General features: G+C 66.3%; 9 protein-coding genes and 3 pseudogenes. 6 read left to right on the top strand and 6 right to left on the bottom strand.

What is annotated here, in order from left to right; genetic code table 11:
- Positions 1–839: 839 nt before the first annotated feature.
- The 3 genes from OHA03_RS41905 to OHA03_RS41895 all read right to left on the bottom strand — a co-directional run bounded on the left by OHA03_RS41905 (position 840) and on the right by OHA03_RS41895 (position 2,773).
- Entirely contained in the window at positions 840–1,328 is a 489-nt protein-coding gene (locus OHA03_RS41905; RefSeq protein ID WP_267009185.1) for a DUF4265 domain-containing protein, read from the bottom strand.
- Positions 1,325–2,172, bottom strand: a protein-coding gene (locus OHA03_RS41900; RefSeq protein WP_267009184.1) for an IS5 family transposase whose coding sequence is annotated in 2 segments (ribosomal slippage) — positions 1,325–1,843 and positions 1,846–2,172 — 846 coding nt in all. Because the reading frame shifts where the segments join, the coding sequence is not laid out codon by codon here. The genes OHA03_RS41905 and OHA03_RS41900 overlap by 4 nt, the downstream gene beginning before the upstream one ends.
- A gap of 460 nt (positions 2,173–2,632) precedes the next feature.
- Complete coding sequence (locus OHA03_RS41895) at positions 2,633–2,773, bottom strand: MarR family winged helix-turn-helix transcriptional regulator (protein ID WP_267009183.1); 141 nt, start codon at positions 2,771–2,773, stop codon at positions 2,633–2,635.
- A 273-nt stretch (positions 2,774–3,046) separates the two neighbouring features.
- Between OHA03_RS41895 and OHA03_RS41890 the strand changes: the two genes are divergently transcribed.
- From OHA03_RS41890 to OHA03_RS41880, 3 genes and pseudogenes are all read left to right on the top strand, one after another.
- The gene (locus OHA03_RS41890; protein ID WP_267009182.1) at positions 3,047–3,886 is read left to right on the top strand and encodes an alpha/beta fold hydrolase; all 840 of its coding nucleotides are present in this window, start codon (positions 3,047–3,049) and stop codon (positions 3,884–3,886) included.
- Between the two features lie 702 nt (positions 3,887–4,588).
- Positions 4,589–4,772 (top strand): annotated as a pseudogene (locus tag OHA03_RS41885) (hypothetical protein); the annotation flags it as partial.
- Positions 4,754–5,684: pseudogene (locus OHA03_RS41880) on the top strand (IS5 family transposase). The pseudogenes OHA03_RS41885 and OHA03_RS41880, both read left to right, overlap by 19 nt.
- A gap of 101 nt (positions 5,685–5,785) precedes the next feature.
- On the opposite strand, the gene OHA03_RS41875 reads toward OHA03_RS41880, so the two are convergent.
- Entirely contained in the window at positions 5,786–7,738 is a 1,953-nt protein-coding gene (locus OHA03_RS41875) for a LamG-like jellyroll fold domain-containing protein (RefSeq protein ID WP_267009181.1), read from the bottom strand.
- Between the two features lie 283 nt (positions 7,739–8,021).
- Between OHA03_RS41875 and OHA03_RS41870 the strand changes: the two genes are divergently transcribed.
- Positions 8,022–9,134, top strand: a complete 1,113-nt coding sequence (locus OHA03_RS41870) for an IS630 family transposase (RefSeq protein WP_267009180.1) — start codon at positions 8,022–8,024, stop codon at positions 9,132–9,134.
- 716 nt (positions 9,135–9,850) lie between these two features.
- Positions 9,851–10,086, top strand: a pseudogene (locus OHA03_RS41865) (IS5/IS1182 family transposase); the annotation flags it as partial.
- Between the two features lie 127 nt (positions 10,087–10,213).
- Here the strand turns inward: OHA03_RS41865 and OHA03_RS41860 are convergent.
- Both OHA03_RS41860 and OHA03_RS41855 read right to left on the bottom strand, forming a co-directional pair.
- The gene (locus tag OHA03_RS41860) at positions 10,214–11,125 is read right to left on the bottom strand and encodes a YceI family protein (protein ID WP_267009179.1); all 912 of its coding nucleotides are present in this window, start codon (positions 11,123–11,125) and stop codon (positions 10,214–10,216) included.
- Positions 11,126–11,170: 45 nt separating this feature from the next.
- Positions 11,171–12,925: an FAD-dependent monooxygenase gene (locus OHA03_RS41855; protein WP_267009178.1), complete on the bottom strand. Its 1,755-nt coding sequence runs from the start codon at positions 12,923–12,925 to the stop codon at positions 11,171–11,173.
- 113 nt (positions 12,926–13,038) lie between these two features.
- Here OHA03_RS41855 and OHA03_RS41850 point away from each other — a divergent pair, with 113 nt between their 5' ends.
- Entirely contained in the window at positions 13,039–14,874 is a 1,836-nt protein-coding gene (locus tag OHA03_RS41850; protein WP_267009177.1) for a helix-turn-helix domain-containing protein, read from the top strand.
- Positions 14,875–15,097 lie beyond the last annotated feature (223 nt).

Raw genomic sequence — 15,097 nt, 5'->3', positions numbered from 1 at the left:
TGTAGTCCATATGATTCAAAGGGAAGACCCAGTGGACCTCAACTGGCGCCCCTCTCAAGACTTATCGCTCGCCTCCGAGGTCCGCCAGCTGCTCGGCTGCGAGCTCGGGAGGAATGCCAAACGAGGCGCTGTAGAAGAGTGTGCGTCCGAGGGACAGGAAGGCTTCGGGGATGTCGTGGCGTGTCTCCCAGCGGATCCGCAGGCGGCAAACCAGTGCAGGTGGTGAACGCAGGCTCTACGACCCACCATTGGGTACCCAGTCCGGAGCCGGCGCTGCCGAGGAGCCAGACGGCGCGGGCCTTTGCCCTCCGTGAGCAGGAACCAGCTTCCGGGCCAGGTCGGCGTCGGCGGAATGGCTGTCGGACGCGGCCCCGTACACGTGAACCCTGACTGTGCCTGCGCCGCGCTCGGCGAGGGCATGAATCAGGGTGTGGCGCTGGTCGTGCTCGAGAGCGTCGGTCAGGACGTGTTCGGCCTTGGTGTCGGACCAGGCGGTAGGGCGGGCACTCGCGGAAGAGGTTGAGCAGGTTCTCGCGCCACAGCAGCGAACCGTTGGCGGAGATCGTGAGCATCATCCCGCATGAAATCCTTGTCGACGAGGGGCTCGCCGCCGGTGATCTGGAGCCACAACACCCCGGCCTCGGCCCATGGTCTCCAGGCACCGCAGCTTGTCGTCCAGCGGCATCCCTGAGTTCGCCTTGAGCCCGAGATAGCAATGCTTGCAGGCGTAGTTGCACCCGAGGTTGATCTGCCAACTCGCCCTTGAATAGGCCCAGGTGGACAGCTGCCGGACGAGGACATCGTCTTAGAACTCCTAACGGAATGAATGTTCGAGCCGGTCAGGCGTCGATCTCCCAGTGAAGGGCGCCGGCTTGGCTGGGTGCTCTCAGGGTCTCCGCGAGGGCTGCCGGGTCAGTGCCGGGTGGCAGGTCCACTGAGAGGTAGGTGCCCTGAAGCCACTCGTGTGGCAGAGCGGCTTCGACGACCTTGCCGTGCAGGAGTTCGTGCAGCTGATCCCGGTCCTGGTGTTCCCCTACGAGGGCTACACGCAAGGTCCGGTGGCCGGACTTCTGCACCACCGAGGTCACCAGATGGTTGCTGTCGATTGTCACCACGTCGAGGTAGCAGATTCCGTAGGTGAAGAAGGGCAAGCAGGTCACCTCGAACCTGTCCTCGGTGAGCTGGCGGGTCCACAACTGCTCGCGCCAGCCGTCCTGCCGGTCCGAGAGGTCAGCGCGGATCATGTAGTTGGCGGGGCCCCGGCCGATGGGGTCCTCGTGCGTGATGATGGTGATGGAATGCCTCCCGGAACCGGATCGCGAACTCAAGATCCTGCAACAGCGCCCTCTGCTGGAACACGACGGGTCACGTTCAGCCGTCGCCAGCAGATGAGCGCGCATCCCAGGGTGAGGAAGGCTTCGTGGATGTCATCGCGTACCTCCCAGCGGATCCGCAGACGGCGGAACCAGTGCAGGTGGGCGAACGCGCGCTCCACGACCCATCGTTGAGTACCGAGGCGGGAGCCGTGTTCGGTGCCGCGTCGGGCGATCAGCGGCTTCACTCCGAGGTCCCGCACGAGGCGGCGGTACATGTCGTGGTCGTAGCCGCGGTCACCGAGCACGACGTCCGGGCGGCGCCGGGGCCGGCCGCGCTTACCCCGCACCGGTGGCACCGCCTCAAGCAATGGAATGAGCTGGGTGACGTCGTTGCGATTGCCGCCGGTCAGCGTGATCGCGAGAGGGATGCCGGTGGCATCGACGATCAAGTGGTGCTTGCTGCCCGTCCTGCCCCGGTCAACAGGGCTTCGTCCCGTCTTGGAGCCCCCTTTAACGCTCGGATGTGAGAGCCGTCGACGGCTGCCCGGGAGAAGTCCAAGATGTTCGCGCTGCGAAGCCTAGCGAGGAGAGCCTCGTGGAGCCTGAGCCACACACCGGCCTCGGTCCACTCCGCCAGACGGCGCCAGCACGTCATGCCAGAGCCGAAGCCGAGCTCCTGCGGCAGGTGTTCCCAAGCTATGCCGGTATGCAGCACGAACAGGATGCCCTGGAACACCAGTCGGTCCGGATGCCGCTTCCGCCCGGGATGCCGCGCCCGACGCTCCACCTTCGGCAGCAACGGCTTGATCACCGCCCACAGTTCGTCATCAACATCCCACGGCTTCGGCGGAGCCACCCCACACCCCCGGATCGACAGTCCCGGAGCGATCCAACCACCTCAAAGATCATTTCGTTAGGAGTTCTTAGCGCCTTCATGCCGCCTCGGTCGCATCACGCCAATTTGGGGTGCCGCACGCGCGGCGCACCGCGCCGGTTTGGCGCGCCCGAAGTAGCCCTCACACATCACTACGTGCTGGAAAGGGCGGCCTTCGAACTCGACCGTGGCCACGTCGAGTCTAGCCGCGCCGCTCGGTCATACCGGCTTCCCTCCGGTCCGTGGACGTCACCTGTGGGTTGCCGTGATATCCGTCGGCAGCGCCCCGCACCGCTCTGAGCCCGCTGGCAGCTGCCCCATGTCACGGACGACAATCGGTATCAGCCGAGACCATGCTGCAAACTGTAGTCGGTGCCGACCAGGGCGAGGTTAGTCGTCATCCGACACAGAAGGTTCTGCACGACAGTGATCTCGTCTGGTTTCAGCCCCATGGCGTCACCCAGGGCTGGGGAATGGCGAGGACACAGTCACGTAGTGCAACGCCCTGGGCGGTAAGCGTCACTTCGACCACTCGCTCGTCATGGGCCCGCCGTTGCCGCTTGAGCAGGCCGTTGCTCTCCAAGCGCTTGATCAGTGGCGTCAGGGTCCCGTACTCGAGGTGCAGGGCAGCGAGGGCTCCGGGGACTCAGCAGGTGTGAGGGCGTCGGTGCTGCTCACGAGCTTTTCTCCTCTGCTGTCAGCTGGCGCAACCACTCTCACACATTCCAGGGCAGACAATGGTCTCGTGCATGATTACTTTGCGCACAACTGAATTGTTGGCTATGGTTATGTTTGGCCCGGCAGACGGGCCGCCCGGAGCCTTCGGCCTGAGGCAGCAACCCAAAGGAGAACCACCATGACCCGCAAGCATCTGCACCGCTCGCCTTGGACCTACGCCACCGTGCTGGGCGCCAGTGCGGCAGCGATTGCGTTGACGACCACCGCGCCCGGGATGGCCTCCGCTGCGGGTCGTTCCCCGGCTACAAAGCCCACCGTTGTACTGGTTCACGGTGCCTTCGCGGACTCCTCCAGCTGGAACGGGGTCATCGCCAGCCTGCAGCGCGCGGGCTACCCGGTCGCCGCTCCCGCCAACCCGCTGAGGGGGCTAACTCAGGACGCCGGCTATCTCAGCAGTTTCCTCAAGAGCGTGCACGGGCCCGTCGTGCTCGTCGGTCACTCCTACGGCGGCTCGGTCATCAGCCAGGCAGCCGCCGAAGCCCCCAACGTCAAGGCGCTCGTCTACATCGCCGGCTTCTCTCCCGACAAGGGTGAGAACGCGGCAGACCTCTCCGGCAAGTTCCCCGGGAGCACACTCGGCCCGACTCTCAACTCCGTGTCCTTCCCGCTTCCCGACGGCGGCACTGGCAGCGACCTGTACATAAAGGCCGACAAGTTCCACGACCAGTTCGCAGCCGACGTCCCCAAGTCGACCACCGACTTGATGGCCGCCACCCAGCGCCCGGTGGCCGCCAGTGCGCTCACCGACAAGGCGACCGCGGCGGCATGGAAGACCATTCCCTCCTGGGACCTGGTCACCCTTCAGGACAAGAACATCCCGGCGGCGGCACAGAAGTTCATGGCCAAGCGGGCGCACTCGCACACGATTGAGATCCAGGCGTCCCACGCCGTCCCCGTTTCCCACCCGGCCGCTGTCGCGAGCCTGATCGAGAAGGCTGCCCACTCGACGGTCCGATAGCACGCTGTGTCTGCAAGCCACTCCACAAATCGACACGCGGGTTTGCCGAGTTGCGGTGTCGACCGCTTTGGATGGCACGGAAGCTCCCGTATCCGCCTACGTGCTGTTCCTTCACCTCGCCCCAATGAAGCCACGGTGCAAAGCGTCGAATACTCGACTACCAAGCGTCGGCGATGCCGCCCGCGTGCCCGCTCTTTCAGGGCCGCTGGGCCGAACGCTGACGTGGGCTGCGGGCGGTCGACGTCTTGCACGCAAACCTCCGTGTCGTCTGCGAGGAGCCCCAGTCGGCGGCGCGGGTTTCGCCGCTGTTCTCGGGACTGCATGGGTGTGGAAGACGTGGTGATCGCGACTGCCGGATTCTGCCGAGGACCGGGCTCTGTGCCGAGGGTGTAAGCGAGGTACTAGCTAGCGGCCTGTGGGGCAGCGTCAGGATGGGGGCCGGGTGAGCGTGAGCCCGCTCATCCGGCGGCCCCGTCAGCCGAGGCCGGGGCGCGGTGGCTGCCCTCCCTGCCTCCAGGCGACGAGAGAGTAGAAGCAGGGGGTTTCGATCTGGCTCCCCAACAGTTTGTGCCGGCGACGATCGCCCGAGGCGGCTGCGCCATGAAAAGAGAGCCAGAACTTCCGTGAGCCACCCACCCTCTGGAAGACTCGCGCGCCGGCGCGATGGTGGAAGTCGCCATCGGGCCGCTCGTGATGCCGCGCCACAAGGTCCGCCGCCTGCCAGCCATCGACGGCCACCGCTTGGTCGACATGGTCGGCGAAGCCGACGTGGCCGGCGCCCTGCACCGACCTCCAGGTTGGCGACCTGCTAGGCACTGTTTCTCGGATCTCCGGACGTGAGTGGGGTGTTGGGGTCAGGCTGGCTGCATGGGTCGTGGGGATCTGACGAATGCGGAGTGGGATCGGCTGGAGTCGTTCTTACCTCCTGGTGGTGCGCGTGGGGGTCGGTGGAGCGATCATCGGCGGGTGATCAACGGGGTTCTCTACAGGGTGCGGACGGGTGTGCAGTGGCGGGATCTGCCGGAGCGGTTCGGGCCATGGGAAACGGTCTATAAACGGCATCGCCGCTGGTCAGCTGATGGAACCTGGAAGATGCTGCTGTCTCGCATCCAGGCTGCCGAGGACGCCGCGGGCGGGATCGACTGGGACGTGTCGGTGGATTCGACGGCGGTGCGGGCCCACCAGCACGCCGCCGGCGCGAGGAAAGCGCCAGCGGCCGCGGTCCCTGAAAAGGGGGCCGACCGGGGGACGAACCAGGTCGATCCGGTGCTGCGGAAACTGGCCGTCCGGCTGGAGGAGGTGGTCCGATCGGCGAGTGTCTGGGACGTTCCCGTGGCGGCTTCACCACCAAGATCCACCTCGTCGCCGAGGGACGATGCCGCCCCCTCGCTTTCGTCCTGGCACCCGGACACTACGGTGACGGCCCGCAGCTCGACCGCGTGTTGGAGCAGGTCTCCGTGTGCCGCACCGGAGTCGGACGGCCCCGCACGCGACCCGACCATGTCTTGGCGGACAAGGCCTAACGTCCCGGAAGAATCGCCGTTACCTGCGGCGACGCGGAATCCGGCATACCATCCCCGAACGTCTCGACCAGCATAGGCACCGGCAGAACGGAGGTTCTCGAGGCGGCCGGCCCACCGGGTTCGACAGCGAGCGCTACAAGAAGCGCAACACCGTCGAGCGCGCCATCAACCGACTCAAAGGCTTCCGCGCCGTCGCCACCCGCTACGAGAAACGCGCCTACATCTACCTCGGCACCATCACCCTCGCAGCCCTCGTGATCTGGCTCCGGGCATGATCCGAGAAACAGTGCCTAATGCGAGGCCGCCGACCTACGCCGCCTCCTGGAATGAGTGCCTCCCACCTCCGGCGGGTGGGCCGGAGACGGGAGGGACAGCCCTACTTGGCGGTCAGAAACTCTTCCGCGGACAGGGGGCGGTTCACTATGCGGATGTCACCGACGTTGCCGTGGAAGACGACGTCGACGGCGCCCGCGTACTCGTGGCCGCCCACCAGCCAGGGCAACCCGAGCGAGGCGAGGCCGACCGACAGGCGGTTCGGGTTGTCGACGACCGGAGCGCCCTCGACGTACAACTTCGTGAGACGGCCGTCGTTCACCACCGCCAGGTGCCACCACTTGAGCTCCACCAAACCGTGACCCCAGTTGGTCGTCGGGTAGGTGTTGTTCAGCGGGTAGTGGTTGAACTGCGGCTCGCGGCCGTTGTTCGTGATAGCGAACTGAGCCACGGGCTCGTTCGGGTCGGTGTTCTTGCCGTGCTTTCCGGCGGACCCGGCCGAACCCCGGCGGCTGAGTATCGACGCGTTGCCATTCTTGCCGGCGTCCCAGTCCAGCGGCATCCTCACGAACGTCTCGATCGTGTACCCGGTCTTGAACGTCTCGGAGTTCAGCGGAGCCTTGCCCCCGGTGGTCAGGTATGAGCCGTGGACCGGGTTCCTGCCGCCGACGAACTTCAGGCTGGCGTGCCCGGGCTGGTCGGGGTGGTGGTCGGCGGACCAGGTCAGCGCGTCGGCGGCTGTGCCTGGCACGGTCACCACCGTCAGGTCGTTGCCCTTGCCGGACAGGTCGTGGATCGTCTGGCCCACGGAGAGCGAGGTGCCGGGCGCGCCCTGCCCGTCGAAGCGCCAATACGCCAGCGTGCCCTTCACCAGCTCTCTGCCGGCGGGCCGGGCGGGCCGGACCGGAACCGGGATGAAGCTCGAGAACCGCCGCTCGAAGTCGACCGGGATCGAGAAGTTGTCGACCGGGCCGGTGATCCGGGCGTGCTCGGCTGCCAGTTCGGTGCGGGACTCCGGCTCCTGAGCCAGGATCCACGGGTTGATCGTCTCGACGTCGATCGTGTTGCGGGCCAGGTCGAAGTGGTAGAGGCGGATCATGCCGCCACCGCCGAAGTAGCGGTTCTGGTAATTCGTGATGTGCATGTGCACGTCGTTGCCGACGGCGTTCTTCTTGGTCATACGCCCGGACGGCCAGTAGTGCCCGTTGAGGGTCAGGAAGATCTGGTCATTATCCTTGACCAGTTTGTCCCAGATTGACTGGCCGTAATCGGAGAGCGCCGCGTTGTCCTCCGGGTCACCGGACTCGTAGGGGAAAACGTTGTCATCGTAGTCCGAGTAGACGATGTCGTGCGCCGTGAGGATCACCGGCATCTCCGGGTGGGCCTTGATGACATCGTTGGCCCATGCGAAGCCCTGGTCGGTGGTCCGCCAGTCCAGGGCCAGCACCAGCCACGAGCGGCCGGCGGCCTGGAAGATGTGCGCGGTGTTGTAGCCGGTCGGGTCCGACCCGGCGAACGTCTTGGAGCGCTTGAACCGCTGCGGGCCCAGGGTCTTCAGGTACGGCGTATCGCCGCGGCTGTCGTCGCCGGACACGTCGTGGTTGCCGGCCACCACGCTGTACGCGGCACCATGCGAGTCCAGCAGGGCGAACGCCTTGTCGACCTGGTGGAACGACGACGCGTCGGCATCCTGCGTCAGGTCACCGAGGTGTGCCATGAACACGATGTTGTTGGTGGCGTCCCCGCTGTTGTTGATGATGTAGCGGAACGACTCCTCCTGCGGTGTCCGGTTGACGCTGTCCTGGCTGCCCCAGTACAGGAACTGGGTGTCCGGCATGACCGCGAGGGTGAACTGGAGGGCGGTCGGATCCGGTCTCCACGGACCGGTCTTGCCACTCCTGGTGGCGTCCGCGGCGAACGCGGACGTTCCGCCGAGCGCGGGGGCGCCGACTCCTACGGCTGCCGCTCCCGCACCGGCCAGCGCCGCGTTGCGCAGAAAGCCTCGCCGATTCCGCCCGGTCGGCTCTTGTGACGGAGTGTCACCGTGAATGCACATGAAGGGGCCCTTCTCGCATTGATAGTTCAAACTGCAACGATGCTATGCAGAAGCGGTCTGAGCTGGGCAGACGTGAGATGACAAACGACTATCAAGCGTCTGTCCACGATTGAAAGGGCAAGGCGAATCACGGCCATAGACTGATCTCTTGATGAGCGGAAAGTAACGAAAGGGAGTCGAGACGTCGGTCCAATTCCGCTGCTCTAAAAGCTGCCGCTTTGGGATTTGGGCTCGGCCGTGACATCTAGTGTTTCGTGATTCCGCCAGCGTTACTTGATCTTGTGTGGCAGGGTCTCTTGGTGTGGAGATCTCCGTGGAACGGGCCGCCGAGTTGCTGGAGTTGTTGAACAGCCGGGACGTTCCTGCGGACATCGCTACGCGGGGCCGGATCGTGCTGTGGTCGAGCGAGGGGCGTCGGCGCAAGGACATTGCCGAGCTGCTCGGGGTGTCACTGCCGACCGTGGACCGCTGGAAGACCCGCTATGCCGAGCACGGACTGGCCGGGCTGGAAGGGGAGCGTCCCGGTGGCGCACGGGAACAGGTACCGGCGCGGGTGCGGTCCCGGGTGATCGCGCTGACGCGCATGACGCCGCCGGACGGCACGGGGCTTTCGCACTGGTCCACACGGGAGTTGGCGAAGTACCTGGAGCGAACCGAGAACATCACCGTGTCCTGGCACTACATCGCGCGCGTCTGGCGCGAGGAAAGCCTGAAGCCGCACCGGTCCGGCACCTTCAAGATTTCCAAAGATCCCGCGTTCGCGGAGAAGGTGGCCGACGTGATCGGCCTGTATCTGGCCCCGCCGGGCGGCGCGGTAGTCCTCTCGATCGACGAGAAGACGCAGATCCAGGCGCTGGACCGGACCCAGCCGGTGCTGCCGGTCGCCTTCGCGGCGAGCGAGAAGCGCACCGCCGACTACGTCCGGCACGGCACCACGAACCTGTTCGCCGCCCTGAACGTCACCACTGGTGAAGTGCTCGGCGAGTGCAGGCCGACCCGGAACGGCAAGGATTTCCTGGCCTTCTTGAAGAAGGCGGTGAAACCGCACGCCGGGAAGGACATCCATGTCGTCCTGGACAACCTCTCGACGCACACCACCCCGGAGGTCAAGGAGTGGCTGGTCAAGAACCCGCACGTCCACTTCCATTTCACTCCCGTCGGCTCCTCGTGGCTGAACCAGATCGAGATCTGGTTCGGAATCCTGACCCGGCAGTCCATCCGCCGCGGCACGTTCTCCAGCGTCAACGTCCTGATCAAACAGATCCGCGACTACATCAACTCCTGGAACACGACAGCGAAACCGTTCACTTGGACCGCGACCGCCGGCGAGGTCCTCGCGAAGGTCCGACTCGTCGCGACCAACGTGAAGAAACTCGTAAATAACAACTCGAACTGACATGAACAGGATCACGAGACACTAGGGTGCGCACCTTCACGTTGTGCGGCGGCAGACCGAGAACAACTCCTGGTCGAGGCCGCCGAGGAAGTGGGCGATGCCCGTCGAGTTCAGACCTTCGATCAGCACGACTAACGCACCTCACCGATCGCGCCGATCGCTCAGGCGTGATCGGCACCCCGAGCGGCGAGCGGAACGGATTGACGAGGGGTTCCGGAGCATCACGCGGCACTCGGGCCGGTCGGAAGCGACTTCCTGGCGTCCCGCCGGGCTGGTCTCGACCGCTGGGTGACGCCGCACCTGTGTCGGCGTGTGATGGCCGGCAACGTTGCTAACACCGGGGGCAGTTGGATGAGATCCAGGCCCTTCTGGGACGGTGGGATGCAAACTCCCCTCGTCCCTGTCTGCACCCTCAGGCATCCCGGCTGCGTGATGCAGTTGAGCGGGTTCCCTACATCTCAGGGAATGGCCGCCAGGCTGGCCAAGCAGCGGTGTCGCGCGATCGGCTCCGTCCGATGCTGGTCGCGTCCGACCCCGGTCAGACCGATCGTGTACCGTAACCTGAATTGTTACGCTTATGCCCGCAGCTCCTCACCTTCCGGACTGCCCCGCAGCTGAGGATCGCAGGCAAGCCACTTTCGACAGGCGCCTCGTGCAGCCCTCCACGGACATCCGCCGCAGCAGCGGGCGCAACCACGCTCAGACTGCCTGGCTGGAACGGGGGTTCCTGGCGGGCTCTGCCGCCGTGCTTCGGGACATCGAAGTCGACGGCCCATCGCCGTCTCATGATCTGGTCCAGAGCAGGTCTCTGGGGCCGCCTCCATGAAGCGGTCCTTCATCAACTCGAAACGCAGGTCTGACTGACGTCTCCCGCGTCGTCCTCGACTCCGCCCACGTACGCGCTAAAAAAAGGGGCGAACTTACAGGTCCGAGCCCCGTGGACCGAGGCAAGTCTTCCCGCGGATCGGTCAGGCAACGAGACGACGGGGCGCGGGAGGTTGTGTTGCCTGCCTTGAGGCATGTCACCTTTATCCTCGGTGTCATAAAGGTGACTTCGCGCAGGCTCAACGGCGCGGGAACTACCGGGGCGGTGTCGGGGTGTCGTGACTCCGGTACATCGCCTGTATGTCCAGCTCCAGCTTGACCGTCGGGCCGACCACGGCGATACCGCGCGCCAGCATGTTGCGCCAGTTGAGGGTGTAGTCCTCACGGTGGAGTTCAGCCTTGGCCAGGGCGGCGCAGCGCAGTTCCTCGCCGTAGCCGCCGTTGACCGTGCCCAGGTAGTTGGTATCCAGGGCCATCGAGCGACTGACGCCGTGCATGGTCAGCGTGCCCTGCAGCGACCACTTGGAGCCACCGCGGTGAACGAACCGACTGCTGGCGAAGTCGATGTACGGGTAGTTCTCGACGTCGAGAAAGTCCGCCGAGCGCAGGTGGTTGTCCCGGGTGTTGTTGCCCGTGGTGATGCTGTCGGCGTGGATCCTGACCTCGACCTGCGACTCCTCCATGTTCTCGTGGACCCGGATGCCGCCCTCGAAGCGCTCGAATCGGCCGTGCACATTTGCCATGCCGACATGCTTAGCGATGAAGCGGATCGCAGTGTGCGGCGGGTCGAAGAGCCAGACGCCGGGGGACGGAAGCTCCGGCTGGCGCGCCATGTCCAGCTGTGTCCTGGCCTGCGGCACGCGCTCCCCCGCGACGATGTCCACCGCCTCGCGGTGCGGCTGCAGGCTCTCCGCGGTGATCAGCAGACTGTAACGGCCCGCGGGCAATGCGGCGCAGAACAGCCCGTACGGATCGGTGGTGCCTCGTGCCGCGACCCGCTGGGTATCAGTCGCGGTGACCGTGACGTCAACGCCGCCGAGGGGGTGACCCAACGGGTCCAGCACCTCGCGGACGAGGCCGCCTGCGCCGGGCGGAAGGGGCAGAGCGAGGCCCGTGCCGCCGCCGAAGCCCTGGGTTCGCCTGCGCCTGAGCAGTGCGAAGGCCATGGTGTTCACCTTTCGTGGAAATGCAGGGTAAGCATTGAGAGGGGTTCAGCCGTGTCCGAGGATCTGACGCAGCGCCGCGGTGAGCAGCACCTCCGCGTCACCGGACGCCGTGGCGTGAGCGTGCCGGAAAGCAATGTGATGGTCGGGTCGTACGAGCAGAACCCCCGAGTCGGCGATATCACGCAGCCGCGCCCAGTCGCCGTACGGGTCCTCGTACTCCTGCCCGGGGCCGATGACGACCGTGGCGAGCTCGACACCGAGCGTTTCGGTGGCGGTCGTGGCCGCGCACGTCCAGTCGTCTCCGCCGATGCCGGTGAACAGGGCGAACCGTCCCCGACCCGCCGCGTCCAAGGTGGACAGCTGCTCGCGGCCGCGGGTGATCCAGGCGTGTGGGAGCTTGGCGCCCGGCCTGGTGGAGGGCTGGTGATGGAGCTCGGGATCGCGGTCGAAGCCAGGGTCTTCGGTGCCGTCAGAGACGATCGCGTCCGACGCGTAGCGCTGGTTCATCTCGACGCCGTGGGCGTTGAATTCGTACGCTTTGGAGGCGATCGCCTCACGCAGCTGTTCCCGCTGCTTCTCGGCGGCCTCGGTGGTGTCCTTACGCCCGGCGATATTGGCCCACAGTTGCTCGGGCGTCTGTGGGGAGAGCCCGTCGAGCGCCTCGAAGACGGGTGCGGTTTCGCCGATGCTCTTGTTGGCGCGCTCGACGACCTGCTTGCCGATGGGAGCGCGTTCGGCGGTGTAGGTGTTGAGGAGGGACGGGCCGGCGGTGCCGTCCAGGACGAGCTTCAGCTTCCACGCCAGGTTGTACGCGTCCTGAATGGAAGTGTTGGAACCGAGGCCGTTCGACGGCGGATGGCGGTGTACAGCGTCGCCAGCACACAGCACACGGCCGTCCTGATAGTTCTCGGCGTACAGATGGTTGACCGTCCAGGCGGAGGACGAGGTGATGGTCACCGGGATGTCGTCGTCACCGATGAGACGGCGTACGACCGACACCGCGTACTCCTCGGTGAGGTCGGGGGCGCCGGCCGCGAGGTCGTAACCCCACACGATCATCCACTCGTTCCACGGGCGTACGCAGCGAACGAGGCCCGCGCCGATGCCGCCAACTGTGGCGCCCGGGGCGAGCACCCAGTAGAGGGTGGACGGCCGGTACGCGGTGTACTTACTGAGGTCCGCCTCGAAGAGGATGTTGATGCTGCCCGCGACACCCATCTGGCCGACGGTCGGCAGCCGCGCGTTCTCCGCGACCCGGCTGCGGGCGCCGTCCGCGCCGATCAGGTACTTCGCGCGTATCTCGTAAATGTCCCCGCGCAGCCGGTCCTTGACGGTGGTTGTCACCCCGTCCGCGTCCTGTACGTGCGACAGGTACTCCGTCTCGAAGCGCAGCGAAGTACCGCGCGCAACCGCCGCGTCGGCGAGAATTGGCTCCATGAGGTGCTGCGGCATGTCGCACATGCGGCTCGGGCTGGCGAGTTCATGTTCAGCCTGCACCAGCGGTTCATTGCCCCAGGAGCGCAGCCGCCCCAGCTCCTCGCCCGCGAGGCTGGTACAAAAGACGGTGTTGCCCATCAGCTGCTGTGGGGTGGCCTTGGCCACGACCTCGTCCTCGACACCGAGGTCACGCAGCACCTCCATGGTTCGCTGGTTGGTGATGTGGGCGCGCGGGGTGTCCGCCAGGGAGGCATAGCGGGTCACGACGATATTGGGCACGCCGTAGGTGCTCAGTGCCAGGGCTGCCGAAGATCCCGCGGGGCCGCTGCCCACGATCAATACATCGGTCTCGACGGTGTGCACTGCGTAGCTCCTGAGATGGACTCACAACTTGTTCATTAGTGATCTTGAACCTGTCCGCGTGAGAATGGGTGTCTCAATTCGAGACACCGGCAGCCGGATACCGTAGAGCCGTCGTGACCAGTACCGAGCACTCCCCCACAGCCGACTCCGGCACAGCGTTCTCCCTCGAGCGGATACGCCAGGCGCGCGAGCGCTTCCTGCAGGGTCGGCCCTTGCCCGACGACGTGCCGAACAACGTTGTAGCGGCCTGGCGGCGTGCGCGTTTCTACGGAGTACGGCGCGATCTGGCGACGGCGCCCGGTACCGATGACACCGAGGACTCGGCGCTGCTCGCCGCGGCCCGCCCAGTGCTCGACCGGCTCGCAGCCGCGCTGGACGGCGGGGACTGCGCGCTGCTCCTCACGGACGAACGCTGCAAGGTCCTGTGGTGGTGTGGCCGCTGGTCCTCGAACACCCTGCGCCGTGATCTGTCGGAGAGGGTCGTCGGCAACAACAGCGTGGCGCTCGCCCTGCGCACGGGAGTTCGCGCCGAGGTGCACGGACCCGAGCACTTTCTCGACCTGTGGCAGGAACTCTCCTGTGTCAGTGTTCCGCTCCGTGGACCTGGTTCTGGGCGCGCGGCCGGCACAGTAACGGTCGTGGGCGGACTACGCGCGGACTGCGTTCCGCACACGGGCGCCGTACTCGCCGAGGCGACGGCAGCGGCTGTCGAGGCGGAGCTGGCCGCCGCGGCACGGCCGCCGGAGCGTCTGCTGCTCGACGCCTATCTGCGGGAGAGCGCCGAGGGGCGGGCGGTGCTCGCGCTCGACGGCCGGAACCAGCTGGTGAGTGGCGGCGCGGCGCGGCTGCTGTCCCCGCAGGCACTGGCGGTGCTCGAACGGGAGGCGGCAGGGGTATGGGAAGAGCCTGCGGAGGCATACAACATCGAACTGCCGGACGGTGAGGGGCGTGTCGCTCGGGTCACCCCGCTGCGGACGGGTGGTGTGCTCGCCGTTGTCGAGGAACCGAGCGAGCTGAGCGCCGTGCTCTCCCCGCCCTCACACTTGTCCGAAAAGACAAGTCGACGTGGTGAGCCAGACCGCCTTCGTAAGGAACATTTCAGTGAACCACGGCTTGGGCGGGACAAGCTGGTCAGGCTGGCCGGGAGTTCCGTGCCGTGGCGGCATGCAGCGGGCCTCGCGCTCGACCTGGCGCAGTCCGGGCAGCCGTTGCTACTGACCGGCGAGCGCGGCACCGGGAAGACCGCGCTGGCTCTGGCCCTACTCGCCCGGCGCAACGACATCGGGCCGCTGATCGTCGATGCCGCCCAGGCACCAGACGGCGAACTAGCCGCTCAATGCGAGTCGCTGAGTGGTAAGGGCGCCCTGACCAATCCCATGCTGCTGCGCCACACCGAGCAGCTGGCACAGCGTGATGTGGCCGCACTGATCGCCCTGCTCGGCGAGCAACCGGAGCTGCCGCTCGTGGCGACGTACACACCAGGGACCGCGCCCGGCCCATGTCTGCAGCGGCTGCTGGACACACTGGCGGCACGTTCCGTCGTACTGCCGCCCTTGCGTGAACGAGCCGATGACATAAGGGAATTGCTCCCCCTCCTCGCACCCCGGCCGGAGCCCGGGCAGCCGCCGCTGACCTGGACACTCGACACGCTGCGAGCGCTCGAACAGCACTCCTGGCCCGGCAATATCACCGAACTCGCTCACCTTGTAAGGGCGGTGGCGAAGCAGCGGCGCAGTTCCGGGCCGGTGCGCCGTGGCGAACTTCCCGACGCTGTACGGGAGACACACGCCGCTCGAAAGCTGAGCCCAATTGCGCTTGCCGAGCGCGAGGCGATCCTCGGCGCGCTGCACCGCCACGGGGGTAACAAGGCGCGCGCGGCGGCATCGCTGGGCATCGGCCGGGCAACGCTGTATCGCAAGCTGCGTGGCTACCAGGGACTGCCAGACTGAGGAGCCGCCCCGCTACAGCCATGCGGTCGTCCAGGAACTGACCACGGACCTCGACACCGCCACGGCTGTCGGCTACATACTCAGACGCGACGGCGCGACGGGAACGTCGACTCCACCAGCTCGACTCCGCAGGGCTGGACCGTGATCAACGCTCCCGGCGCACCGACAATGGATGGGAATTCGACAACCCGATCCAGCGCGGCGACGCGACCGGCGGCAGCGG

The organism is Streptomyces sp. NBC_00154 (assembly GCF_026342835.1).
Lineage (GTDB): Bacteria > Actinomycetota > Actinomycetes > Streptomycetales > Streptomycetaceae > Streptomyces.
This window is presented reverse-complemented; position numbering and strand designations above follow the sequence as displayed.

What these genes read in the sequence shown, in the direction of transcription:
- OHA03_RS41890 (WP_267009182.1), top strand. Translation starts at nt 3,047, where the DNA reads ATGACCCGCAAGCATCTGCACCGCTCGCCTTGGACCTACGCCACCGTG.
- OHA03_RS41875 (WP_267009181.1), bottom strand. Translation starts at nt 7,738, where the DNA reads ATGTGCATTCACGGTGACACTCCGTCACAAGAGCCGACCGGGCGGAAT.
- OHA03_RS41860 (WP_267009179.1), bottom strand. Translation starts at nt 11,125, where the DNA reads ATGGCCTTCGCACTGCTCAGGCGCAGGCGAACCCAGGGCTTCGGCGGC.